Consider the following 23,872-nt stretch of genomic DNA (forward strand, 5'->3'; position numbering starts at 1 on the left):
TCGCTGCTGAGCTTGAACGTCTTGACCAGGTGCGGCTTCAGGCCGCGGGCCGACCAGATCCGCTGCACCGTGGCCCGCGAGACGCCCTGGGCCGCGGCCATGTCCCGGGTCGACCAGTGCGTCTTCCCCTGCGGCTTGGTGAAGCGGGTGGCATTGACGATCTCCTCGACCTTCTCCTGGCTGATGGTCGCCTTCCGGCCTCGCCCCGGCGCGACCTCGCCGAACTTCTCCAGGCCCCGCTCCTCGAATGCCCGACGCCACGAGCGGATCGTCGCCACGGTAGCGCCGCACTCCTCCGCCACCGCCGTGGTCGACACCCCATCCGCGGCCAGCAGCAGAGCCCGCGCCCGCACCACCACGCGATACGGCTGCGTCGGCGAACCCGTCAAACGCTCCAGCTCGGCACGCTGATCATCGGACATCGGCAAGGGCGGAGCAATCTTGTACACGCCTCAGCATAACCCAACTACTGATAGGTATTTAAGAGTCACTGCACTGGCTCGTCAGTCCGCCGCTTGCTGGAGGCCGTCGAGGATGAGGTCCAGTCCGAATACGAACTCGTCGCCGTAGGTGTAACCGGGACGCATGACGTGGGCGGTCGCGAGCTCGGTCAGGTAGGGGTACTCGCCGTCGCCGAAACCGCTCATGATGGACGCCGCCAGTTCGGCGGTCTCCTCCGGGGTGTCGAAGGGCAAGGTCTTCTCCTGCAGGGCGAACCCGTAGATGTAGCTGTCGAGAACCGAGATGGCGTGGGCAGTCAGGGTGAGGGAGAACCCGCCCTGACGCAGGCAGCCGAGAACGGCGTCGTGGTGACGCAGGGTAGCCGGGCCCGGAGTGGACCGTGACTCCATCAGCCCGATTGCCCAGCGGTGGCGGGACAGCACCAGGCGCATGGAGATCGCCCGCTGCCGCATCGCCTGTCGCCAGTCGTCACCCGGCGTGGGCAGTTCGACCTCGCCGAAGACCAGGTCAACCATGCCGTCGAGCAGGTCCTCCTTGTTGGCCACGTGGTTGTACAGGGACATTGCCTCGACTCCGACGGCCTCGCCGAGCTTACGCATGCTGAGCGTCTCCAGGCCGCCGGTGTCGGCAAGTTCGACGGCGGCGTGCAGCACCCGCTGCCGGGTGAGCGTCTCGCGGGTCGGCTGCGGGGTGGTACGTCGGGCCACGGTGGACGGTCACTTCCTCTCGTGGTCTCCCAGCGTTGACGAGCTTACGCCGTAAGTGCTGTACTTACACCGTAAGTATTTACGCCGTAAGTACAACGGGAGACGGAACCGGGAGCAGTGACGATGCGGAACATGAGCGAGCCGACCGCAACCACCGGCGGGACCAAGACGATGGTGGCCGTCGTGCAGGAGCGCTACGGCGCCGAGCCGGAAGCCGTGCTGCGCACGGCGCGGCTCGCGAGGCCCAGCATCGGGCCAGGCGAGGTACTGGTGCGGGTGCGCGCCTCCAGCGTGGACCGGGGCACCTGGCACATGATGGCCGGTCTGCCGTACGCGGTCCGGACCGTGAGCGGGCTGCGCAGGCCGAAGCTCCCCAATCCCGGCCGCAACATCGCCGGTGTCATCGAGGCGGTCGGCTCCGACGTGACCGGGTTCGCGCCCGGCGACGCCGTCTACGGCACGGCCGTCGCCGCGTTCGCCGAATACGTCGCCGCCCGTCCCGACAGGATCGCTCCCAAGCCGACCGGACTCACCTTCGAGGAGGCGGCGACGGTACCCGTCAGCGCGCTCACCGCACTCCAGGCGGTCCGCGACAAAGGCAAGGTCCAGGAGGGCCAGCAGGTCCTGATCACGGGAGCCGCCGGTGGCGTGGGCACCTTCGCCGTCCAACTCGCCCACGCCTTCAATGCCCGGGTCACGGCCGTCGCGAGCACTCTTAAGCTCGACGCCGTACAGGCGCTGGGCGCCGACCACATGATCGACTACACCCGCGAGGACTTCCTCGCCGGCCCGCGACGCTACGACGCCGTCATCGACATCGCGGGCAACCGCGGTCTGCGGGATCTGCGCCGCGCCCTCACACCCCGCGGGAGGCTGGTCATCACCGGTGGCGAGACGAACGGGCCCTGGCTCGGCGGCACTGACCGGCAGCTCCGCGCACAGATGCTGTCTCCGTTCACCGGCCAGCACCTGGGCACCTTCATTTCCTCCGAGCACGCCGATGGGCTGCGCGACCTGAGCGGTCTTATCGACGCGGGCGCGCTCAGCCCTGTCATGGATCGCGTCTACCCGCTCGCCGAGACCGCCGCAGCCGTCCGACACCTTCTCGACGGCCGCGTCACGGGCAAGCTGGCGCTCGCCCTGCCCGCCGAGTGACGCCGTAGGCCGACGCCGACAACAGGTCCAGCGTGGCCGGGTTGCCCTCGAAGCAGTCAAGCAAAACTGAGTCACTGCACTAGTGAGCGAGGCGTGCAACATTGGCATGACCCCGGTCATCAACCCGAACTACGAGGCGCTCACCCGGGCCCGGCTCGTCCACGTCGACCAGTACTACCTGCGCGCCGACACCATCGCCGCGGCGAACGCCGCGCTGATCGAGGCTCAGGCCCGTGTGCCGATCGTGCAGTACTGGGGCAAGGGCCTGCTTGCCTCCGTCGACGGCCTGCGCTTCGTCGTTCCCGTCCGCACCATCAACGCCGCCCCCTGCCCCAAGTACTTCGCGAAGAAGAAGGGCATCACCTGGCTGAACGCCATCAACGACCAGGTCATCGGCATCGGGCAGATGGTTGTGCCCGGCACCCCGCGCGACTCCCTGTTCATCCTGGACGCGCTGCTGAACCTGGACGGCGGGGTAACCGGAGATGGTCGCCACGGACAACGCTAGTTACTCCGACATGGTTTTCGGCATTTTCAAGATGCTCGGCTATCGCTTCTCCCCGCGCTTCAAGGACCTTCAAGACCAAAGGTTCTGGAAGGCCCAGATGCCCGGCACCGAGCCGGCAGGCGGGTACGGGCCGCTGGAGGCGCTGGCCCGCAACAAGGTCAACGTGAAGAAGGTCCTCACGGCCTGGCCGGACATGCTGCGGGTGGCCGGCTCCCTGGTCACCAACCAGGTCCGGGCCTACGACCTGCTGCGGATGTTCGGCCGCGAGGGCCATCCGACCCCACTGGGGCAGGCGTTCGCCGAGTACGGGCGGATCGCCAAGACCCTCCACCTCCTGGCGGTGGTCGACCCGGTCGACGACACCTACCGGCGGCAGATGCACAAGCAGCTCACCGTCCAGGAGTCCCGGCACAAGCTCGCCCGCGACATCTGCCACGGCAAGAAGGGCACCATCCACCAGGCGTACCGGGACGGGATGGAAGATCAGTTGGGGTCACTCGGTCTCGTCTTGAATGCGGTGGTGCTCTGTTATCTGGGGCGGCCGGAGGCCGTCCGCTACGCAGCATGAGTGATCTTTGAGGCGTGTCTCTCCGCTGTCGCGGACGGTGTATCTGGGGTGCGTACGTTACGGGTCGTGACGACCGTAGTTGATCTCTCGGGGTTCCGTACGCAGCGCCTCACCCTCGGCGGGGGCGAGCGGACGTGGACCGTGCTGGGCCGTGACCACCGGGTAGTGGGGCCTGCGGAGGAGTACCTGGAGTACCTGCGGGTGCTGAAGGCTTCGCCGAACACCGTCAAGTCCTACGCCCGGGCCCTGGCGTTGTGGTGGCAGTATCTGGACGCCTTCGGGCTGGCCTGGGACGCGGTGACGCTGGAAGACTTCGGGGCCTTCCTGACCTGGCTGCGGACCGGCGAGGACCCGCAGGTCCCGGCGTTAACGCCGGGACAGGCCCGGTTCAGCGAGTCGACCGTCTCGGTGCGGCTGCGCGCGGTGCTGTCCTTCTACGAGTTCCACAGGCTCAACGGTGTCAACGTGGGCCGGGAACTGCATCGCCTCGTGCGCGGGGGCGGCAGCCGGTACAAGCCGATGCTGGAGCACATCGCGCGCCGCAAGGGCCGTCGCCAGACCATCATCAGAGTGCGTCAGCAGCATTCGGTCGTGCCGCCGGTGCTGACGCCCCGGCAGATCGACCGGATCTGCGATGCCTGCGCGGTCTGGGATCCGGTGGCGGGCGAGTGGCGGGGATCGGTGCGCGACCGCCTGCTGTGGGCCCTGCTGGCCGAGACCGGGCTGCGGCTCGGTGAGGCGCTCGGGCTTCAGCACCGCGACTGGCACACCGGCCGCGGCGACACCCCATTCATCGAGGTCGTTCCGAGAGAGCATCCGCACGAGGTGCGGGTGAAGGGCGGCGGCTACCGCAAGCTCTACATCTCCGACGAGCTCGACCGGCTCTACGACGAGTACGTGTGGCAGTTGTGCGACGTGGGGGCGGACCTGGCGGTCGCCGACCTCGACGACTGGTACGTCTTCGTCAATCTCGCCCGAGAGCCGCGGTTCGCCCCCTGGAAGCCCGACAGCGTCTACGACCTGGTCGACCGGCTGCGCCGCCAGTTGGCCGGACAGGTCCCGGACGGCTGGACACCCCACTGGTTCCGGCACAGCCACGCCACCGCCTTGCTGCTGTCCGGAGTGCCGATGCACGTGGTCTCGCGCCGACTCGGGCACGCGGACGTGCAGACCACGATGAACACCTACGCCCACGTCACCGAGGACGCCGAACTGAGGGCCGTCGCCGACTGGAAGGCGCTGACCGCCGGCTGGCGCGCGGCGACGGACGCCGAACCGATCGGACCGTGCTGATGGGCACCAAGCTCCTGCTGGAGAACATGCGGGATACTTCCGGCTGCTTCCAGGCGGAGGCGCTCCGGGCGATGTGGGCCGCAGTCCCACAGCGGTTCCGCACTGTCGATCTGGCCTCGGATTGCCTGGAGCCCGCCGACCTCGCGGCCTTCACCCTGAGCAAGCACCAGCGCGGCTTCCGGCTCCGCTTCTTCGTGCTGCCCGATCCCATGGACCGCGAGATGGCCTGGTGCTGCTGGCGCATCGTCGAACTCGGCGGCCGCGTTCCGCTGGGAGCCGTGCAGTCGCTCCTCAGCTGGCTGGCCAAGGCGGTGGAGGACCACCCAGAGCTTCGCGGCTCGCTGATGAGCCGCACCCCACGCGAGTGGGAGCGGACCCTGGCCGCTGCCTACGCCCGGCACAACAGCCGCCTGCCCGCCAAGGGCTGGGCGCTCAACACCGCTGCTCTGCTGCGGCGTTGCTACCAGATGCTGTGGACCGCCTACGACCAGCGACCCTGGTGGCAGCGCGAAGTGTGGGACCCCGGGCTGGATCCGCGGATCCCACGGCGGGCCCATGAACCCCAAGGCGACCACAGCCTCTACTTCCACCAGCTACAACCGCTTTGGCTGCGACACGCCGTCCAGTGGTATCTCCGGGTCTCCCTGGAGACCGGGGACCTGACGTGGACCACGGCGCGCTCCCGCCGGTCCGGGCTACAGGTCTTCGGCGACTGGATCGCCGGCCAGCAGCCCGGCCCACGGCCGTGGCTGCGTGACGATCCCGCCGGGGTACGGCTGTTCATGCTGGACTTCCTCAGCCACGTCCGCGCCCAGATCGCGCGCTCTGGTCCAAACAAAGGCAAGCCGCTCTCGCCGCTACGCGTCAACGACATCGTCACCGACGTCGAGAAGTTCTACGCGTTCATGACCGACCACCGCGAGACGGTCGCCCAGGCGCTGGACGAAACGGACTGGCTCGGGCTGGGCCCCTATCACGCCATCTTGTGGCGGCACGGGGAGAAGGGCCGCCCCACGGTCCAGCCGGAGCGGTGGGAGATCATCGACGACACAGCCTTCTCCCAGATCATGGCCAACCTGCACCTGCTCGGCGCCCCGGCCCAGGAAGGCGGATTCGGCGACGAGCAGCTCATGAGGATCGTGATGCTGCAGGCCCGTATCGGGCGGCGGATCAGTGAGGTCCGCATGCTCGACCGCGACCCGCTACTCGCCCTGGACCAGCTCACCCGTCCCGCCGGGGAGGAGGCCGACGACGGCGCTTTCGTGGCCAAGCTGCGCTACCAGCAGACCAAGATCGAGCAGGCACCGGACACCATCCTCGTCGACGCCGAGATCGTCGCCATCATCACCGGCCAGCAGCAGTGGGCCGACGCCCATCTGGGGCCCCGCTGGGCAGCAGGTGTGACGCCGAAGTACCTGTTCCTGGCGCACAAGATGAACCGCCACGCCGACAAGCCCTACCCCTTGGAGAGCGTCCATCAGACACTCTCCAAGTTCGCTCGCCGGCTCGGCATCCGCGACAGCGCCGAGCGGCTGGTCGACTTCAACCGCACCCACCGGTTCCGGCACACCAAGGCCACCAGCCTGCTCAACGCCGGCGTCCCGCTGCACGTCGTCCAGCGCTATTTCGGCCACCTGTCGCCGACCATGCTGATGCACTACGCGCAAACCCTCGCCGAGACCCACGAACGGGAGTTCCTGCGCTACCGGAAGATCACCGCTGACGCCCGGGAGCTGACCACCGATCCGCGTGACCTCTACGACATGCTGGAGCTGGACAAACGCACCGACCGGATCTTGCCCAACGGACTGTGCCTGCTGCCGCCCCGTCAGGTCTGCGCCAAGGGCAACGCCTGCCTGACCTGCGACAAGTTTGCCACCGACGCCACCTTCCTTCCTGAGCTCACCGCCCAGCGACAACGCACCGGCCAGCTCATCGAGGAACGGCAGGGAGCTTTCACGGTCCGGACGGGACAGCCGATGGGCGAGGACAACATCTGGCTCGCCGGACGCCGCCAGGAACAAGATGCGCTGGGCCGCATCATCCTCAAGCTCGAAGCGACCCAGCTCGCCGACGAACCCCGCGCAGTCCGCGGGGCCGGCGTCGGAGCCCGCACCGATGCCATCACCCGCAGCCAGGATCGGAGCTGACCAGCATGCGCGGCAACCCCGACAACCTCCGCCAGGCCGCCGCCCGCAAGAGCGCCGCCGCCCAGGCCCGGGCCGAACAGGGCCTGCGCGAGATGATCCGCACCAGGCAGCCCATCACCTTCCGTGGCCTCGCCCAGACCGCCGACGTCTCACTCGATTTCCTCTACCGGTGCACTGAGATCCGCCAGCGCGTCGAGCATCTCCGGGCCCAGCAGCAGAACCACCCGCCCCGGCCGGTCGCGGAACTGCCCGACGACTCGCCGAGCAGTGTCGTGCGCACGCTCACCGGCCAGCTCGCCGAGCTCAAGCAGCGACACCGCAACGGGGTCAAAGCCCTGCAGCAGGCCCTCGAAGCCGCCCAGAGCGAGAACCTCGAACTGCGACGCCGCCTCGGCCCCCGGCACACCGCCCGCCCCGAGACCTCCTGACACAGATCTCGTGCGGAGGCACGACCTCAGTGGGGCGCCGCGACCGCAGCGCCCCGGACCCGCTCGATCTCGGCGGCCGGAAATGGCGTTCGCTTGCTCTCGGTGAGCAGGCGGCGGGCGAACTCGCCCATGACGACGGCGGTCCGGGCATGCCGGTCGATGATCGCCGCGATCTCAGGCCGGACCCCCTCGGGCTGTCGGCCAGCCACCCACTCGCGCAGAGACTCCTCGTGTTCCGTGCCGCCACGCAGGCCCTCGGGCAAGTGGTGGCGGAGGAGATGGCTCGCGGTGTGGCAGCGGTCGTAGGCGAGATGGTTTGAGAGGAACTCGGCCTCGATCGCTGACAGTTCGAAGCTGGAGCTCAGGGCGAGTCCGAAGTCCGCGAAATAGAGCAGCCGACCGTCGGTCAAAACATTGAAGAAGTGGGCATCGAAGTGGACCAGCCCGTGCGAGCTCATGAAGGCGGTCCCCCTCGCCAGAGCCTCCTCCACCCACGGATAAGGCGAGCCCTCCTCGCTCTCCGGCACACCTTCCCGGCGGTCGTCCAGCCACGCGGCGAGCGTCTGCGGGACGTGTTCCAGGAAGAGCACCAGGCTAGACGAGGACCGGCCGATGGCCTCCAGCCGCTCGCGCACGGCCGATGAGCCGTCCCAGTGCGCGACCGCCCCCTCGATGCCCCCGAACTCGCCGGCGAACCCCTCGGGAGGGGAGTCGGGCAGGATGCGCCAGTGGTACATCAGCGGAAAGCCCTCGTACTCATTCCCAAGGACCCAGTGGGTGGTCATTGTGTGCACGGCCAACTCGCGCCAGGCCCCGAACCCCGCCGAGCCCACCCCGTACTGGTAGAACATCGGCAGCCCGAAGAGATTCGCCGTCGACCGCACGTTCTCCGGTCGCAACTCCAGCTCCGTCAGGGGGACCCGCTTGACGAACACCCGCGTCCCGTCGATGTCCAGCTCCGCCGCCCGGCCCCCGATGCCAGACCCGAGCGGGCTGGCAGCAGCCACGACCTCGCCGAGCTGACGGTCGCTCAGCAGGGACAGGCGCGTGGCCACGGTCCCATAAGTCGCGAGCCGCCCGGCATACCGCGGGTCTGAGTGCTGCATCGTGGACTCCTCGGTGCCCCGAACTGGGGCGTCGGTGATCTCGCGAACGTGATCGACCCTATCCGCCGGGGCCTTCCCGGCAGGTCCTCGAAGCCGCCCAAGAGTGAGGGCCCCCGGCGCTGCCTCGGCCCTCGGCACATCTCCCGCTCCAGACCCTTTGACGCCGATCTCTTACGGACGCGACCGCAAGGGCTCCACCTGCGCGAACACCAGCCGTTCACCCCTTTTCCCCAGATAACTGGTGGACGACCCGGTACATCGACGCGGCCGTCGACCAGCTCCGCGCCGAGGGCCACGAGATCCACGACGAGGACATCGCCCGCCTGTCCCCGCTCAGGCACCGCAACCTCAACGTCCTCGGCCGCTACAGCTTCACCGCCTCCACCCCGGCCGCCGGCGCACTGCGGCCCCTGCGCGACCCGGAGGCACCGGAACTCGACGACGACGAGGACGGCGCGGAGCTCACCAGTGTGTAGCCCCGGCAGGAGTCGCAGCGAGGTGTGGGGCTCGGTTGTCACACCCCGAGTCCCACACCATTTCCTGTCTCTGGGCTAGATCAGATCGATGCGTTCCTGGGCGATGGGGTAGCCGGCCCTCGCGAAGTGGGCGGCCATCGGAACGTTGGTCTGGTCAGTCCCGGCCACGATGCGGTCCACGCCCTCGTCAGCGAGCTTATGCGTGGCCTCGACGAGCAGGTCATAGGCGTATCCGTGGCCGCGGTGCTCGGGCACGACGCCGATGTAGCCGATGAGAGGGTCTCCGTAGTGACGGGCTGGGACGCTCAGGCCGACGAGTTCCCCGGCAGGGTTGTAGGCAAGGCGCCACCACTCGCGCGGGCTCGGCAACCAGCGCAGATAGTCCAGTTCTTCCTGGGCGGCCGCCTCCAGCCCGGATGCGGCGACGGTGCGGCGCACATGGGCGTCGAGACTGCCCTGGTGGATACGGCGGAAGACGTCGAGGACCGCCGCGTCATCGGGCTCGGGACGGAATTCGAGGCGGCCCGGGCGCGCGGGCACGCCGCAGTCCGGCGTCCAGCGGTAGCGGAACCGCTCGACCAGAGGAGACATACCTGCGGCGATGGCCGCGTCGATCCGGGCCTGGGCCTGCTCCCGGACCGCGGGGACGTCGCGCCAGCCGGGCGACAGCTTGAGTGAGTACTCGGCGTGCAGCGGCGAAGCGCGGAGCAGTTGTACGGCCGCACCGGCGTCCGTGAAGTCGAACCAGTCCAGAGCAAGCGGCTTGTCGTCCTTAGGCCCGGCCCACCAAGCCGCTCGCGCGACGACGACACCGTCACGCAGGGCCACCCAGGTCCACTCGGGGCGGTACTCACCGGCTGCGGCCATCCCGCTGTAGGTGTCGCCGAAGGCGGCGAAGCCGACCAGGCCGGGATCGGGCAGGGATTCGAAAAGTGCTTCCTCGCCTGTGGCGAGGGGGCGGATGACCAGATCGGTCACGTGAAGGGTCCTTCCGGGTAGCGACCGCGCTCCCCTTCAGATCCTCGGCGTCCTCGGAACGGGGTGGGAGCACATGAGAGTCAGCTGCCTCACGGTTCCCACCTCCTTTTTGCGGTCGAGGACGCGAGCGGAGCGTAACAGCGTGATCGAATGACCGACAACAGCATTTGGCCTGCCGCACGCACCACATCTCGACCCGCCCAAACGGGACCTGCGGTACATCGGAACGAAATCCGGCGCCACCGGCATGAGGCTGCCGTCATGGATCTCACGCCCGATCAGGCCGCACTTGCGGTAGAACGTCATAACTGCCCGAACTGTGACGCGCCCGCCGGCAGCGCCTGCCGCACCCGCGGCGGGAAGACCGCCGCGAAATACCACACCCCCCTCGTCCCCGCGCTCCGCGAGGAACTGGAGATCCCCGTCCCCGCCGACCGGCTCCCCGGCCGAGCGTGGAAGCAGGGCCCCGCGCTCGCGATCGTGCCCGCGCCCCACACCGAGCGACCGGTGCGGATCGGGTACGCCCGCACGTCAACGGCCCGCCAGGAGCTGGCGAGCCAGCTCGAAGCCCTTCACCGGGCGGAGTGCCACAAGGTCTTCAAGGAGCAGATCAGCACTCGCGTGAAGGTGCGGCCCGAACTGGAGAAGGCGCTCGCGCTGGCCCACCAGTTCAAGGAGGCCGCGCCCGAGACACCCGTCATCCTCACGGTGCACGAGCTCAAGCGTCTGGCCAGGAACGCGGCCGAGCTGATGAGCCTGTCCGCCGAGCTCCAGGCCGGCGACATCCAGCTCGAACTCCTCACCGGCCCTCTGACCGGGATCTACGACCCCAACGGCATGGGCGCGATGTTCTTCGCCGTACTCGCCGTGGCCGGGCAGATCGACCGCAACTACATCCGGGAGAAGACCCTCGAAGGCCAGCCGCGCCTTCGCCGCGCTGCTCGCACTCAACGCGCTGGCCGCCGGCGCCGGACTCGTCGCCCCCTGGCTCCTCGGCCGTGTCATCGACGAGGTCAGGGCAGGCGGCGGAGTCGGCACCGTGGACCGGCTGGCGCTCACCATCCTGGTCTTCGCCCTGGCCCAGCTCCTGCTGGCCCGCTACGCCGGCCTGGTCGGACACCGTTTCGGCGAACGGACCCTGGCGCGCGTCCGCGAGCAGTTCGCCGACCGCGCACTGGCGTTGCCCGCCTCGGTGGCCGAGCGAGCCGGCACGGGTGACCTGACGGCCCGCGGCACCACGGATGTCGCGGCGGTCGGCACCACCCTCCGCGACGTCGGCCCCGATGTGCTGATCGCCGCGGTCCAGGCGCTGTTCATCCTCGGGGCGGTCTTCGCGCTCAACCCCTTGCTCGGTGCCTGCGGCGTGCTCGGGCTGCTGGGCATCTGGTTCGCCGTCCGCTGGTATCTGCGCCGGGCGCTCACCGCCTACCTCGCCGAGGGTGCGGCCAATTCGGCACTGGCGGAGCAGCTGGCGGCCACCGCCGCCGGCGCCCGCACCGTCGAGGCGCTCGGGCTGCAGCAGAGCCGTATCGACGCATGTCACCAGGCGATCGAAGAGTGCCGGCGCACCCGGACCCGCACGCTCTTCCTGCGCAGCGTGCTCTTCCCTGCCGTGGAGATCTCCTATGTCGTTCCCGTGGCCGGTGTCCTGCTGATCGGTGGTGTGCTGCACGGCCACGGCGCCATGAGCCTGGGTGCGGTGGTCGCCTCGGCCCTGTATCTGCGGCAGCTCTCCCAGCCGCTGGACACCATCCTGCAGCGGGTCGAACAACTGCAGAGCAGCAGTGCGTCCTTTGCCAGGGTCGAGGGGATCGGGGTGGTGCCGCACCTGCCCTCGGCCCGCTCCCGCACACCGGCGGACGACCGGATCGCGGTGACCGGTGTGCACTACGCCTACGGCGGCGGGGGCGACGACGGCGACGTCCTGCACGGAGTCGATCTGACGGTCCGGCCCGGCGACCACTTGGCGATCGTCGGCCCGTCCGGCGCCGGCAAGGCCACGCTGGGCAGGCTGCTGGCCGGCGTGGACGTGCCGCGCACCGGCTCGGTGACGGCGGGCGGGGTACCGGTGGCCGGCCTGGCACCCGACCGGTTGCGCCGCCAGGTCGCCCTCGTCACCCAGGAGCACCATGTGTTCCTCGGCACGGTCCGGGACAACCTGCGGATAGCAGCCCCGTCGGCCACCGACGCCGAACTGCGTGCGGCGCTCGCCGCCGTCGGCGCCGAGTGGGCCGGCGAGCTCCCGGACGGCCTGGACACCGATCTGGGCCATGCGGGACACCGCCCGGACGGCTCACAGGCCCAGCAACTCGCACTGGCACGTGTCGTACTGGCCGACCCCCACACGTTGATACTCGACGAGGCCACTGCGCTCCTGGACCCCAGGACCGCACGACACACCGAGCGAGCGCTGGCCGCCGTCCTCGAAGGCAGGACTGTCATCGCCATCGCGCAGCGCCTGCAGACGGCCCATGACGCGGACCGGGTGGCCGTCATGGAGGACGGCCGGATCACCGAACTCGGCGCCCATGACGATCTGGTGGCCGCCGACGGCGCCTACGCCGCACTCTGGCGTTCCTGGCATGCCGACCGGCCTCATTCGCCGTCGTTGTGAGCATGGCGCGGAGCCGATCCTCCGCGACAGGACTACGGAGAGAACGGCGGCGGCTGCCGCCATGACCGCGCCGCCGGGCGACTCGCGCTCGGCGGCGGGTGCGTCGGGCAGCGTCGTTCGGCGAACGTCCCGGCCGCGGACGGTTCGGAACGAGCCACAGTTCGAGGCCATTTCGACTGACGGGCGCCACCCCGCACCCAGCCCGCTGTTCGAACACGATGCATTCGAGCTCGGCTTCGATCGCTCTTCGAATTCGGCCTGCACCGGACCCCTGGATGGCGTCGCGGTGATGATCGGTGAAACGTCCGCTTAACGAACATGACCTTTCTGGCAACGGACGAATTCCGGCCAACTTGTTGACGCGGTCCTGACAGAGACGTCCATCTGCTGACACTCTTCCCCCGTTCTGCGCACTGCTTGCTCTGCCCGGACGGCTCACCCAGCCGCCGTTACCCCCCTCGCAGAAGGAGTCCGCGTGAGATCCACGCCCAGCCGTCGCGCCACCGCGACCGGCGCTCTGATAGCCGCAGCAGCCCTCCTCGCCGCAGGAATCCAGACGGGCACGGCAGCTGCCGTGCCCGACAGTTCCGCTGCCGCCCCGGCCGCCACCCGTGTCAATCACGGGGCACTGGCCAAGCAGCTCTCCCCCTCCCAGCGCGCCGAGCTGATCCGCGAGGCCAACGCGAGCAAGGCGGCCACGGCCAAGGAGCTCGGTCTCGGCTCTCAGGAGAAGCTCGTCGTCCGCGATGTCATCCAGGACAACGACGGCACCACGCACACGCGTTACGAGCGCACCTTCGGCGGACTTCCGGTCCTCGGTGGGGACTTGGTCGTCCAGGAGACCAAGGCCGGTGAGACCGAGAGCGTCACCAAGGCGTCCAAGGCCACCTCTGCCCAGCTGAAGGCCGTCGACACCGCCGCCGATGTCGCCCCGGCCAAGGCCGAGTCGCAGGCTCTCGGTGCAGCCAAGGCCGCCGGCTCCAAGAAGACCGTCGCCGACCGGGCACCGCGCAAGGTGGTCTGGATGGCCCAGGGCAAGCCGCAGCTCGCCTACGAGACCGTCGTCGGCGGGCTCCAGGACGACGGCACCCCCAACGAGCTGCACGTCATCACCGACGCGTCCACCGGTGCGAAGCTCTACGAGTGGCAGGCCATCGAGACCGGCACCGGCAACACCCAGTACAGCGGCCAGGTCACGCTCGGCACCGCACCGTCGTACACGCTGACCGACACGACACGCGGCAACCACAAGACGTACAACCTGAACCACGGCACGTCCGGCACCGGGACGCTCTTCTCCGGCTCCGACGACATCTGGGGCAACGGAAGTCCGACGAACGTCGAGACGGCCGCGGCGGACGCGCACTACGGCGCGGCCGAGACCTGGGACTACTACAAGAACGTGCAGGGCCGCACCGGTATCCGGGGCGACGGCGTCGGCGCGTACTCCCGCGTCCACTACGGCAACAACTACGTCAACGCCTTCTGGGACGACAGCTGCTTCTGCATGACCTACGGAGACGGCAGCGGCAACGCCGCACCGCTGACCTCCCTGGACGTGGCCGCGCACGAGATGACGCACGGTGTCACCTCCGCCACCGCCGGCCTGGTCTACAGCGGTGAGTCCGGCGGTCTCAACGAGGCGACCAGCGACATCCTGGCCGCCGCGGTCGAGTTCTACTCCAACAACGCCACCGACCTGGGCGACTACCTGGTCGGCGAGAAGATCGACATCAACGGCGACGGCACCCCGCTGCGCTACATGGACAAGCCGAGCAAGGACGGCGCGTCCAAGGACGCCTGGTACTCCGGCATCGGCGGAGTGGACGTCCACTACTCCTCAGGTCCTGCGAACCACTTCTTCTACCTCCTCTCCGAGGGCAGCGGCGCCAAGACCATCAACGGCGTCTCGTACAACTCCCCGACTTCCGACGGCCTGCCGGTCACCGGCATCGGCCGCGACAAGGCCGCGCTGATCTGGTTCAAGGCGCTCACCACCAAGTTCAGCTCCACGACGAACTACGCGGCGGCCCGCACCGGCACCCTCGCTGCGGCCGGTGAGCTGTACGGCACGACCAGCGCCGAGTACAAGGCGGTGGCCGATGCCTGGGCCGGCGTCAACGTCGGCTCGCGCCCCGGTGGAGGCGGCGGGACCGTCTTCCAGAACACCACCCACGTCGCCATCCCGGACAACGGCGCGGCCGTCACCAGCTCGGTCAACGTCACCGGTGTCACGGGCAACGCGCCCAGCGCCCTCCAGGTCGGGGTGGACATCACCCACACCTGGCGCGGTGACCTCGTCATCGACCTCGTCGCCCCGGACGGCACGGCCTACCGGCTGAAGAACTCCTCGTCCAGCGACTCGGCGGACAACGTCCAGACGACCTACATCGTCAACGCATCGTCCGAGGTCGCCAACGGCACCTGGAAGCTGAAGGTCCAGGACGTCGCCTCGCAGGACATCGGCACGATCAACAGCTTCAAGCTGACCTTCTGAACCCAGCAGCACGTTCAGAGCAGTCGATAAGCGAAACCGCCCGGGAGGATTCTCCTTCCTCCCGGGCGGTTTCGCCGTTCCGCGAAACGGATTACCCCTGGATGCCGATCAGTTGGGGTTGTTCGCGTGGGTCAGGGTCTCCCAGGCGACGAACAGGTTGTTGGATCCGGCAGGCCTCTGCTGTTCGGTGAGGGTCTGGGTGTTGGTCATGGCGATGCCCATCCGGTTGTGCAGGGCGTTGAAACCGACTTCGGTGATCGGGCCGAGGTTGTCCTTGAGCGTGCCACCGCACAGCGTCGACGGGACTGCCGTGCCCAGCTGGTACTTGGCGTGGAGACCGAGTGCGTGGCGGAGACGGTCGGCGATCTCGGGGTAGAGGTCCTGGCCCTGGATCCGGCTGGTCTCGGCGATGTGGGAGATGGCGGAGATTCCGTAGCCGGTGTGGGTGAGATCGCGGCAGGTCTCCTGGGAGAGACCGTCCATGAAGGTGGACTGTCCCTGCCAGTAGCCGATGATCTCGTCGCGCGTGTCGAGGCCGCTGCCCGGTGCGGTCTTAGGCAGAGCGCCGTCGGCGGTGATGTAGATGTACGCGGGGACACGTCCGCGGAACTTGGTGACGGCCTTGTCGTAGGCCGTGCGGTCCTCGAGGAAGACCGCGATGCCGATCGCGGCCTCGGTCATGCTCAGTTCCCAGTTCCCGTTGCTGTTGGATCCGTTGATGACCTTGGGGAGGTAGACGTTGCGCAGCATGGTTGCGAAGCGGCCGGAGTTCGGCCAGCTGCTGTACGTGTACTTGATGATCTCTGCGGCCCGGGGCCAGGAGGAGCCGGCCCAGCCGGTCTGAAGCGGGGCGTTGCTGTTGGTGTGGTCCTGGATCACGGCCGACCAGGCGTCCATGATCTCGATGGACTTCTGGGCGTAGCGGCTGTCCTGAGTGATGTACCAGGCCAGCGCGAGGGTGTAGGCGGCTATCGCGTCTTCACGCTCGTCGGTGCAGCCGTAGTTGGGGTTGGAGTACGAGCCGCATTCCACGATGGCCCGTGGCTTGGCGGTGCGGGTGAGCGAGGCGTACTTGCTGGCCAGCATCTGGTCGTACGCGCTCTTCCAGGGCTGGGCTCCGGCCTGCACCTTGGCGCGTACGAAGTCGAGCTGGGGGCGACTGACGAGGACGCCGGGGTGGGTGAAAGTGGCGGGGGCCGCGGCCGTGGCGGCCTTCACCGCCTGCGGGCCGACGGCGGGTGCGGCTCTGTTTGCCGAGGCCGGGGCCATGAAGACCGCTGTGAGCAGGGCGGCCAGGGCTGTGGCGAGGCCGAGGCCGCGCCCGATGGATCCGGTACGCATGTGGGGTGCCTTCCGGTGCGGAGGTGGTCCAGCAACTCTCCTCGAAACCAACCAAGTTCACAGGCGTGAACATCGAGTCGAGTTGTGAACTCTGCAATGAGTGAGAAACCTAAATGCATCCCATGAACACGTCAAGGCATTGCGTTCAGAAAACGAAGAAGCCCGGCACCTCGCAGGTGCCGGGCCCCCGAGGGTCGGGTCGTCAGCGCATCAGCACGCCCGCACCGTCTCCCGTCGCTTCCGTCGGCAGGGCGACCAGGCCGAGTTCCGCGCTGGTCGCAAGCAGCGGGTGTGCAGGAAGTACCCGCACGGTGTAGCCGTAGGGACCTGTGCGGTCGAGGGCGAGCGGTCCCTCGTACAACCAGCGGCCCTCCAGGTCCTGGCCGCCGGTCGGCTTCAGCGGGAATACCTGGGCATCCGAGATCGAATCGGCGGAGTCGACCCGTCCGGCCACCGCCTGCACCTCCACATCGTCCGGCTCCAGTGCTCCGAGGGCGATCCGGACCCGCAGCGCCAGCGTGGACCCCAGCTCGGCCGAACTGCCCGCCGTGCTCGGTGCCACGGCCTCCACGTGGTCGACGGCGACCCGCGGCCACGCCGCGCGGACCCGGGCCTTCCAGTCCGCGAGCTCCCGCGCCGTGGCAGCGTCCAGGGAGCGGTGGGCCAGCGCGGCCGGTGCGTACAACCGCTCCACGTACTCACGCACCATGCGTCCCGCCAGAACCTTGGGGCCGAGGGAGCCCACCGTGCGGCGGACCATCTCGACCCAGCGCTCGGGCAGCCCTTCGGCGCCCCGGTCGTAGAAGCGTGGTGCGACCCGCTCCTCGATCAGCTCGTAGAGGGCATTCGCCTCCAGCTCGTCGCGCCGGTCCTCGTCCATGGCGGACCCGTCCGCGGTCGGGATCGCCCAGCCGAAGTCCGGTTCGAACCACTCGTCCCACCAGCCGTCGAGCACCGACAGATTGAGACAGCCGTTCAGGGCAGCCTTCATCCCGCTCGTGCCGCATGCCTCCAAGGGGCGCAGCGGATTGTTGAGCCAGACGTCGCAGCCCGGGTAGAGCTTCTGTGCCATCGCCATCCCGTAGTCGGGCAGGAAGACGATGCGATGGCGGACCCGGGGGTCGTCGGAGAACCGCACCAGCTCCTGGACCAGTCGCTTTCCGCTGTCGTCGGCAGGGTGTGCCTTGCCTGCGACAACGATCTGAATCGGCCGGGTGGGGTGGAGCAGCAGTTCCATCAGCCGGTGACGGTCGCGCAGCATCAGGGTCAGCCGCTTGTACGAGGGCACGCGGCGCGCGAAGCCGATCGTCAGCACGTCCGGGTCCAGCACACTGTCGATCCAGCCGAGTTCGGCCGGCTCCGCGCCCCGTGTGCGCCACGAGGCGGAGAGCCTTTTACGGACCTCGGTCACCAACTGTTCGCGCAGGGACCGCCGCAGGTCCCAGATCTCCCGGTCCGGGATCCCGGCTGCCGCATCCCAGCGTCCCGGCGTACCCCCGTACCGGTCCCGGAGTTCGAAGATCTCCGGCGCGACCCACGTGGGCGCGTGCACACCGTTGGTCACCGAGGTGATCGGCACCTCCGCAGCGTCGAATCCCGGCCACAGTCCGGCGAACATCTTCCGGCTGACCGCGCCGTGCAGGGTGGAGACACCATTGGCACGCTGGGCCAGCCTCAGGCCCATGACCGCCATGTTGAAGAGACCGGGCTCACCACCGGGGTAGGTCTCCATGCCCAGCTGCAGGATCCGCTCGACGCCCACGCCCGGCAGTTCACCGTCGTCGCCGAAGTGGCGGGCGATGAGCTCCCGGTCGAATCGGTCGATTCCGGCAGGCACCGGGGTGTGGGTGGTGAAGACCGTGCCGGCCCGCACCGCCTCGACCGAGGAGTCGAAATCCAGCCCGGTACCGGAGAGTTCACGAATCCGTTCCAGCCCCAGGAAGCCGGCGTGCCCCTCGTTGGTGTGGAACACCTCCGGCTCCGCGTGCCCCGAGAGCCGGCAATAGGTCCGTACGGCGCGTACGCCGCCGATGCCGAGCAGCATCTCCTGCAGCAGACGGTGCTCGCTGCCGCCGCCGTACAGCCGGTCGGTGACATCGCGCTCGCCGGGCGCGTTCTCCTCCACGTCGGAGTCGAGCAGGAGCAGCGGGATGCGGCCGACCTGGGCCTGCCAGATGCGGGCGTGGAGCGAGCGGCCGCCGGGGAGGTCCAATACCACTTGGCTCGGTGTTCCGTCGGCCTCGCGCAACAGGGTGAGCGGAAGTTCGTTCGGGTCGAGGACGGGATAGTGCTCCTGCTGCCAGCCTTCGCGTGACAGGCTCTGGCGGAAGTAGCCGTGCCGGTAGAGCAGCCCGACCCCGACGAGGGGTACGCCGAGGTCGCTGGCGGCCTTCAGATGGTCCCCGGCAAGGATGCCGAGCCCGCCGGAGTACTGGGGAAGGGCTGCGGTCACGCCGAATTCGGGCGAGAAGTACGCCACGGCGGCCGGCAGTTCCGTGCCCTGCGCCAGCTGCTCCTGGTACCACCTCGGGCCGTCCAGGTACTCCTGGAGGGCGCCGGACACCTCGTTGAGCCGGTGCAGGAACTGCTGGTCGTGGGCCAGCTCGGCGAGCCGCCCGGCGGAGACGGCGCCGAGCAGGCGTACCGGGTCGGAGTCCGCCGCCCGGCTGCCCTCCGGGGCGACGGCCTGGAAGAGCTCACGTGTCTCGGTGTGCCAGGACCAGCGCAGGTTGCGGGCAAGGTCACTGAGCGGTTGAAGGGGATCGGGGAGGACGGGACGCACGGTGAATCGACGAATGGCCTTCACGTATTCCACCTTTACAGGGGACGTACGAATCCGAGGGGACGCACCACGGTGTGCGCCTCTCCGTCACCCTCGACGGTAGCGGTGTGCCCCACTGCGAAACCACGGCGCGCGACCGGCTCACAGCGGGGCGACGCCCGGTGAGCCGCCCGCCCCGGCTACGCCCCTGACCGAAGCTCCCCGGCCGCATGGGCCCCCTCCGTATCACTGCCCCCTCGGAGCCAATCGCTGCACGTCCGCCACGGGGGTTATGGCTGATTCCACCCCCTCGGGTGGCCTTGTGGCACCTCATCCCACAGGGAAGGCTGCCGTGTGGCGCGTACGGGGTTCGGGGCGGATCGGCCGGCCACCGGCGCGACTCCGTGCAGCGCGCTCCACGTCGAGGAGGAGGTTTCGGCTCATGGAACTGACACGACGACGCCCACGACCGGCGCAGCCCGCCCGAGTGCCGGCGAGGCCGAACACACCGGCCCGGGTACCAGGGGGCGGAGCCCGGCGCATTCAGACCTTCACAGCTACGCCCGAGTAGTTAACAAACCACTGGATTGGCCCCCCGAGAACGGTGGGAAGGCTTCTGCGGTACACAACCCGATTACCGCCCGAATGCAGATCATCTGCGATCCAGCAGCGGCTCGTATGCAGTGCGTACGCGTCCGGTGTGCATCCGGTTCTCACCCGTACACCACACCCGCGCCCCAGCCATTCGAGTGCCATTCGAGTGAACGCGGACAGGAGCGACCATGCTCACACCCCATCAGCCGACAACGGAGCAGCTAGAAAGGACGGACCCCCACAGTCGCGGCGTGCTCGCTCAGCCCTTCACGGCCTCGCCGCGCGCCGTGCAGCCCGAGCTCCAGTCCCCAGGTGATTCCATGATCGGTCGCATTCCCGTCCTCGACGTCCGCCCCCTCGTCGACTGCGGCAGAAGGCCCGCGAAGGCCGTTGCCGGTGAGACCTTCCAGATCACGGCCACCGTGTTCCGTGAAGGCCATGACGCGGTCGCCGCCAATGCGGTTCTGCGGGATCCGAGCGGACGAACCGGCCCGTGGACGCCGATGCGTGAGCTCGCCCCCGGCTCCGACCGCTGGGGCGCCGATGTCACCCCGGACTCCGAAGGGCGCTGGACGTACACGGTCGAGGCCTGGAGCGATCCGGTGACCACCTGGCGCCGGTGTGCCCAGATCAAGATCCCCGCCGGGATCGACTCCGCGCTCGTCCTGGCCGAGGGCGCCGAGCTGTACGAACGGGCCGCCGAGGGCGTACCGAAACGGGACGGGCGCGAGGCGGTGCTGGCCGCGGCCGATGCGCTGCGTGACGAGTCCCGTCCGGCGGCCGCCCGGCTCGCCGCCGCGCTCGCTCCCGAGGCCACCGCCGCACTCGCCCGCCACCCGCTGCGCGAGCTGGTCACCGCGGCCCGCCCGCTCCCCCTCGTCGTCGAGCGCCGACGGGCCCTGTTCGGGTCCTGGTACGAGCTGTTCCCCCGGTCCGAGGGGGCCCGGATCGAACCGGCCGAGCCGGTGAAGGCGACCAAGGCCGCCAAGAAGGGCAGGGCTTCGAAGGCGTCGGCCAAGGCGGAGGAGGAGCAACAGCAGGGAAGGATCATCGCCGGCACGTTCCGTACCGCTGCCGAGCGGCTGCCCGCTGTCGCCGCCATGGGGTTCGACGTCGTCTATCTCCCGCCCATCCACCCCATTGGGACCACCCATCGCAAGGGCCCCAACAACTCGTTGTCCCCCGGCGCCCACGATGTCGGGGTGCCGTGGGCAATCGGTTCGGCCGAGGGTGGTCACGATGCCGTTCACCCCGAGCTCGGCACGCTCGACGATTTCGACCACTTCGTCGAGACCGCCCGCACTCTGCGCATGGAGGTCGCGCTGGACTTCGCGCTCCAGTGCTCCCCCGACCACCCGTGGGTGGAGAAGCACCCCGAGTGGTTCCACCACCGGCCGGACGGCACCATCACCTACGCCGAGAACCCGCCCAAGAAGTACCAGGACATCTATCCGATCGACTTCGACAAGGATCTGCGGGGCCTGGTGGCGGAGACCCTCCGCATCCTCCGGTTCTGGATGGACCACGGCGTACGGATCTTCCGCGTCGACAATCCGCACACCAAGCCGGTGATCTTCTGGGAGAAGGTGATCGCCGACATCAATCGCACCGACCCCGATGTGATCTTCCTGGCCGAGGCGTTCACCCGTCCCGCGATGATGCATACGCTCGCGACGATCGGCTTCCAGCAGTCGTACACGTACTTCACCTGGCGCAACACCAAGCAGGAGCTCACGGAATACGTCACCGAACTGTCCGGTGACGCGGCCTCCTACATGCGGCCCAACTTCTTCGTGAACACTCCGGACATCCTGCCGGGCTATCTCCAGGACGGCGGACGCCCGGCCTTCGAGGCCCGGGCCGTGCTCGCCGCGACGCTCTCGCCGACCTGGGGCATGTACGCGGGGTACGAGCTGTGCGAGAACACCCCGGTACGGGCCGGCAGTGAGGAGTACCTGAACTCGGAGAAGTACGAAATCCGGCCCAGGGACTGGGAATCGGCCGACCGCGAGAGCCGTTCCCTGACTCCGCTCATCACCTCCCTCAACCGGATCAGGCGCCGTCACCCCGCCCTGCAGCAACTGCGCGACGTGCACTTTCACACCGCCGACAACGACGCGCTGATCGTGTACAGCAAGCGCTCGGGTTCGAACATCGTTCTGGTGGTCGTCAACCTTGACCCTCACCACACCCAGGAGGCCACGGTCTCGTTGGACATGCCGCAACTCGGCCTCGACTGGCACGAGACCGTGCCGGTGCGCGACGAGCTCGCCGGCCACACCTATCACTGGGGCAGGAACTTCTATGTGCGCCTAGAGCCGGGCGTCACGCCCGCGCACATCGTCGTCCTGCGACCGTCCCCGCCGACCGGAGGGTCACCCACACCATGATTGTCAATGAGCCCGTCCACGACACGTTCGAGGACACCCCGGCCAAGGACCGCGATCCCGACTGGTTCAAGCGCGCCGTCTTCTACGAAGTCCTCGTCCGGTCCTTCCAGGACTCCAACGGTGACGGCATCGGTGACCTCAGGGGTCTGACCGCCAAGTTGGACTACCTGCAGTGGCTGGGCGTCGACTGTCTCTGGCTGCCGCCGTTCTTCAAGTCGCCGCTGCGCGACGGCGGCTACGACGTCTCCGACTACACCGCGGTGCTGCCGGAGTTCGGCGATCTCGCCGACTTCGTGGAGTTCGTCGATGCCGCGCACCAGCGCGGGATGCGCGTGATCATCGACTTCGTCATGAACCACACGAGCGATCAGCACGACTGGTTCCAGCAGTCCCGCAACGACCCGGACGGCCCGTACGGCGACTACTACGTCTGGGCCGATGACGACAAGCAGTTCCAGGACGCCCGGGTCATCTTCGTCGACACCGAGACGTCCAACTGGACCTTCGACCCGGTGCGCAAGCAGTACTACTGGCACCGGTTCTTCTCCCACCAGCCCGATCTCAACTACGAGAACCCGGCGGTGCAGGAGGAGATCATCTCCGCACTCCGCTTCTGGCTGGACCTCGGTATCGACGGCTTCCGCGTCGACGCCGTGCCGTACCTCTACCAGCGGGAGGGCACCAACTGCGAGAACCTCCCGGAGACCCACCAGTTCCTCAAGCGGCTCCGCAAGGAGATCGACGCGCACTACCCGGACACCGTGCTGCTCGCCGAGGCCAATCAGTGGCCGGAAGACGTCGTCGACTACTTCGGAGACTTCCCGGCCGGCGGCGACGAATGCCATATGGCGTTCCACTTCCCGGTGATGCCGCGGATCTTCATGGCCGTACGGCGCGAGAGCCGCTACCCAGTCTCCGAAATCCTGGCGAAGACCCCGCAGATCCCGTCCGGCTGTCAGTGGGGCATCTTCCTGCGCAACCACGACGAGCTCACGCTCGAGATGGTCACGGACGAAGAGCGCGACTACATGTACGCGGAGTACGCCAAGGATCCGCGGATGCGGGCGAACATCGGCATCCGGCGGCGGCTCGCGCCCCTGCTCGACAACGACCGCAACCAGATCGAGCTCTTCACGGCGCTGCTCCTGTCCCTGCCGGGCTCCCCGATTCTGTACTACGGGGACGAGATCGGGATGGGCGACAACATCTGGCTGGGCGACCGGGATGCCGTGCGGACCCCGATGCAGTGGACGCCCGACCGGAACGCGGGATTCTCCTCCAGTGATCCGGGGCGCCTATATCTCCCCACGATCATGGATCCGGTGTACGGCTACCAAGTGACCAACGTCGAGGCGGCAATGGCCTCGCCGTCGTCGCTGCTGCACTGGACACGGCGGATGATCGAAATCCGTAAGCAGAATCGGGCGTTCGGTCTCGGCTCGTACAGCGAACTGCCGTCCTCGAACCCCGCCGTGCTCGCCTTCACCCGCGAGTACAAGGACGATCTCGTCCTGTGCGTGCACAACTTCTCGCGGTTCGCGCAGCCGACGGAGCTCGATCTGCGGTCGTTCAACGGGCGTCATCCAGTGGAGCTGATCGGTGGAGTGCGCTTCCCCGCGATCGGTCAGTGGCCCTATCTGCTGACTCTCGCCGGGCACGGGTTCTACTGGTTCCGGTTGCGGAAGGACGCGCCGCCGAGCTGATGCGGCGTCAATTCGGACCACTCGTCGCGGGGCGGTTTCCGCCGCCCCGCACGGGGCACTCTCCCCCACATCGAGCTCTTCAGGGCTCTTTGGGGATCTTCAGGGCTCTTCAGGCAGTTACGGAACTTCGGAGCCCTTCGG

14 protein-coding genes and 3 pseudogenes are annotated in these 23,872 nt (G+C 68.5%); 11 read left to right on the forward strand and 6 right to left on the reverse strand.

The window, feature by feature from the left end; genetic code table 11:
• Positions 1–422 (reverse strand): helix-turn-helix domain-containing protein (locus tag ABZV38_RS32130; protein WP_356331963.1); only part of this gene is annotated, 422 nt, incomplete at its 3' end.
• An 81-nt stretch (positions 423–503) separates the two neighbouring features.
• Positions 504–1,169, reverse strand: coding sequence for a TetR/AcrR family transcriptional regulator (locus tag ABZV38_RS32135; protein ID WP_356331964.1), 666 nt, complete (start codon positions 1,167–1,169; stop codon positions 504–506).
• Positions 1,170–1,301: 132 nt separating this feature from the next.
• Between ABZV38_RS32135 and ABZV38_RS32140 the strand changes: the two genes are divergently transcribed.
• The 5 genes and pseudogenes from ABZV38_RS32140 (at position 1,302) to ABZV38_RS32160 (ending at position 7,271) form a co-directional block, all read left to right on the forward strand.
• Positions 1,302–2,324, forward strand: coding sequence for an NAD(P)-dependent alcohol dehydrogenase (locus tag ABZV38_RS32140; RefSeq protein WP_356331965.1), 1,023 nt, complete (start codon positions 1,302–1,304; stop codon positions 2,322–2,324).
• 79 nt (positions 2,325–2,403) lie between these two features.
• Positions 2,404–3,358, forward strand: a pseudogene (locus ABZV38_RS32145) (Tn3 family transposase); the annotation flags it as partial.
• Between the two features lie 108 nt (positions 3,359–3,466).
• Positions 3,467–4,693 carry a tyrosine-type recombinase/integrase gene (locus ABZV38_RS32150; protein WP_356331966.1) on the forward strand — a complete coding sequence of 409 codons (1,227 nt, stop codon included), beginning with the start codon at positions 3,467–3,469 and terminating at the stop codon, positions 4,691–4,693.
• A complete protein-coding gene (locus ABZV38_RS32155; RefSeq protein WP_356331967.1) occupies positions 4,693–6,843 on the forward strand; it encodes a tyrosine-type recombinase/integrase in 2,151 nt (716 codons plus the stop codon). The genes ABZV38_RS32150 and ABZV38_RS32155 overlap by 1 nt, the downstream gene beginning before the upstream one ends.
• A 5-nt stretch (positions 6,844–6,848) precedes the next feature.
• Positions 6,849–7,271 carry a DUF6262 family protein gene (locus ABZV38_RS32160; protein ID WP_356331969.1) on the forward strand — a complete coding sequence of 141 codons (423 nt, stop codon included), beginning with the start codon at positions 6,849–6,851 and terminating at the stop codon, positions 7,269–7,271.
• 26 nt (positions 7,272–7,297) lie between these two features.
• On the opposite strand, the gene ABZV38_RS32165 is transcribed toward ABZV38_RS32160, so the two are convergent.
• A complete protein-coding gene (locus tag ABZV38_RS32165; RefSeq protein WP_356331970.1) occupies positions 7,298–8,377 on the reverse strand; it encodes a protein kinase family protein in 1,080 nt (359 codons plus the stop codon).
• Between the two features lie 242 nt (positions 8,378–8,619).
• Here ABZV38_RS32165 and ABZV38_RS32170 point away from each other — a divergent pair.
• Positions 8,620–8,853: pseudogene (locus ABZV38_RS32170) on the forward strand (Tn3 family transposase); the annotation flags it as partial.
• Between the two features lie 75 nt (positions 8,854–8,928).
• On the opposite strand, the gene ABZV38_RS32175 reads toward ABZV38_RS32170, so the two are convergent.
• Entirely contained in the window at positions 8,929–9,831 is a 903-nt protein-coding gene (locus ABZV38_RS32175; protein ID WP_356331971.1) for a GNAT family N-acetyltransferase, read from the reverse strand.
• Positions 9,832–10,092: 261 nt separating this feature from the next.
• Here ABZV38_RS32175 and ABZV38_RS32180 point away from each other — a divergent pair.
• The 3 genes and pseudogenes from ABZV38_RS32180 to ABZV38_RS32190 form a co-directional block, all read left to right on the forward strand.
• Positions 10,093–10,710 (forward strand): annotated as a pseudogene (locus tag ABZV38_RS32180) (recombinase family protein); the annotation flags it as partial.
• A 58-nt stretch (positions 10,711–10,768) separates the two neighbouring features.
• A complete protein-coding gene (locus tag ABZV38_RS32185; RefSeq protein ID WP_356331978.1) occupies positions 10,769–12,445 on the forward strand; it encodes an ABC transporter ATP-binding protein in 1,677 nt (558 codons plus the stop codon).
• A gap of 475 nt (positions 12,446–12,920) precedes the next feature.
• Positions 12,921–14,942, forward strand: a complete 2,022-nt coding sequence (locus tag ABZV38_RS32190; RefSeq protein WP_356331972.1) for a M4 family metallopeptidase — start codon at positions 12,921–12,923, stop codon at positions 14,940–14,942.
• A gap of 108 nt (positions 14,943–15,050) precedes the next feature.
• Here the strand turns inward: ABZV38_RS32190 and ABZV38_RS32195 are convergent, their stop codons facing one another.
• A complete protein-coding gene (locus ABZV38_RS32195) occupies positions 15,051–16,283 on the reverse strand; it encodes an alginate lyase family protein (RefSeq protein ID WP_356331973.1) in 1,233 nt (410 codons plus the stop codon).
• A 202-nt stretch (positions 16,284–16,485) separates the two neighbouring features.
• Positions 16,486–19,089 carry an alpha-glucan family phosphorylase gene (gene glgP, locus ABZV38_RS32200; RefSeq protein WP_356331974.1) on the reverse strand — a complete coding sequence of 868 codons (2,604 nt, stop codon included), beginning with the start codon at positions 19,087–19,089 and terminating at the stop codon, positions 16,486–16,488.
• An 869-nt stretch (positions 19,090–19,958) separates the two neighbouring features.
• Between glgP and ABZV38_RS32205 the strand changes: the two genes are divergently transcribed.
• Together ABZV38_RS32205 and treS are read left to right on the forward strand one after the other, a co-directional pair.
• Positions 19,959–22,028 (forward strand): alpha-1,4-glucan--maltose-1-phosphate maltosyltransferase, encoded by a 2,070-nt coding sequence (locus tag ABZV38_RS32205; RefSeq protein WP_356331979.1) that lies wholly within the window; start codon positions 19,959–19,961, stop codon positions 22,026–22,028.
• Entirely contained in the window at positions 22,025–23,731 is a 1,707-nt protein-coding gene (treS, locus tag ABZV38_RS32210; RefSeq protein ID WP_356331975.1) for a maltose alpha-D-glucosyltransferase, read from the forward strand. Before ABZV38_RS32205 ends, treS begins: the two co-directional genes overlap by 4 nt.
• The last annotated feature ends 141 nt before the right edge of the window (positions 23,732–23,872 follow it).

The sequence above is a fragment of the Streptomyces sp. NPDC005181 genome (assembly GCF_040608395.1).
Taxonomy (GTDB): domain Bacteria; phylum Actinomycetota; class Actinomycetes; order Streptomycetales; family Streptomycetaceae; genus Streptomyces.